Source organism: Acidovorax cavernicola (assembly GCF_003581445.1).
Genome location: NZ_QXMN01000232.1, coordinates 1 through 1,243, shown reverse-complemented (window position 1 = coordinate 1,243; position 1,243 = coordinate 1). Strand labels below are relative to the sequence as shown.

The 1,243-nt window shown below is 64.0% G+C and carries 2 protein-coding genes; one reads left to right on the top strand and one right to left on the bottom strand.

What is annotated here, in order from left to right:
- Positions 1-24 precede the first annotated feature (24 nt).
- Complete coding sequence (def, locus tag D3H34_RS32795) at positions 25-534, bottom strand: peptide deformylase (protein ID WP_119558880.1); 510 nt, start codon at positions 532-534, stop codon at positions 25-27.
- A gap of 353 nt (positions 535-887) precedes the next feature.
- Between def and D3H34_RS32790 the strand changes: the two genes are divergently transcribed.
- On the top strand, positions 888-1,243 hold a 356-nt coding region (locus D3H34_RS32790), incomplete at its 3' end, for a LysM peptidoglycan-binding domain-containing protein (protein ID WP_147400603.1).

Below are 1,243 nucleotides of genomic sequence, written 5' to 3'. Positions count from 1 at the left end.
CACGGAACAGCACTGGGTGGAGATTCATTGCCGGTCCTGCTTTTGCTGCTTGGGCAGCTTGGTCTTGATGCGGTTGCGCTTGAGCGGCGACAGGTATTCGACGAAGACCTTGCCCATCAGGTGGTCCATCTCGTGCTGGATGCAGATGGCCAGCATGCCTTCGGCGTCGATCTCGCGCGACTGGCCTTTTTCATCGAGCGCGCGGATCTTGACGGCCGTCGAGCGTTCGACGCCGTCATAGATGCCCGGCACCGACAGGCAGCCTTCGTCGCCGACCTGCTTCTCGTCGCTGGCCCAGAGGATCTCGGGGTTGATCAGCGTCATCGGCTGGTCGCGCTCTTCCGACACATCGATCACCACCACGCGCTCGTGCGCGTCGACCTGTGTCGCCGCCAGGCCGATGCCCTGGGCGTCGTACATGGTCGCAAGCATGTCGGCCACCAGGGCCTGGATGCGCTCATCCACCACGGTGACCGGCTTGGCCACCTTGTGCAGGCGTGGATCGGGGTAGCAGAGGATGGGAAGAATTGCCATGGCAGCCAACAAAATGATGTCGCTATTTTCGCCACTTTTGCAGTTATTCGCTGGACGCCGGTTCAATAATCATTGCCTGATCAAGGCCTTGCGTTGAGAATCTGTGAAGCTTTGTTACGTACTGAAATGAAACACCCCCTGAGCCGCTTCGCGTCTTCCCCCTCTCAACCTTCGGTGGAGGGGGACGGCAGCCTCGCTGCGGGGCGGCCCTTGCTCGCTGCCCCCACGCTGGGACACGCCAGTATCATGGGCTGCGGGCGGGTCGAGCGCCCGGGACAACGATCACGGCGCGGCATGCAGGGTTGCCGCAGCGACAAGCCAGGCGTGCGGCCTGACCAAAAAGAGGGATTGAGATGACGGCATTTTCCAATGCGCGGGCCTGCGGCATCGGGGCCGTGCTGCTCGCCGCGCTGTCCACGGTGTATGCCCAGGGCGGCTACCCGGTGACGTCCGCGCAGCGCGCCACGGCCCAGCAGGTGGCGCAGCAGGGTGTGCCGCTGAGCGATCTGTCGGCGACCGCCCCCGATGAATACACGGTGCGGCGCGGCGACACGCTCTGGGGAATTTCCGGGCTGTTCCTGCGCCAGCCCTGGCGCTGGCCCGAGCTGTGGGGCATGAATCTGTCGGCGATCGCCAACCCCCATCTGATCTACCCGGGCCAGGTGCTGTACCTCGACAAGAGCAATGGCTATGCGCGCCTGCGCATGGG

Excerpts from the sequence above, each read along its gene's own strand:
- def (WP_119558880.1), bottom strand. The coding sequence starts at position 534 with ATGGCAATTCTTCCCATCCTCTGCTACCCCGATCCACGCCTGCACAAG.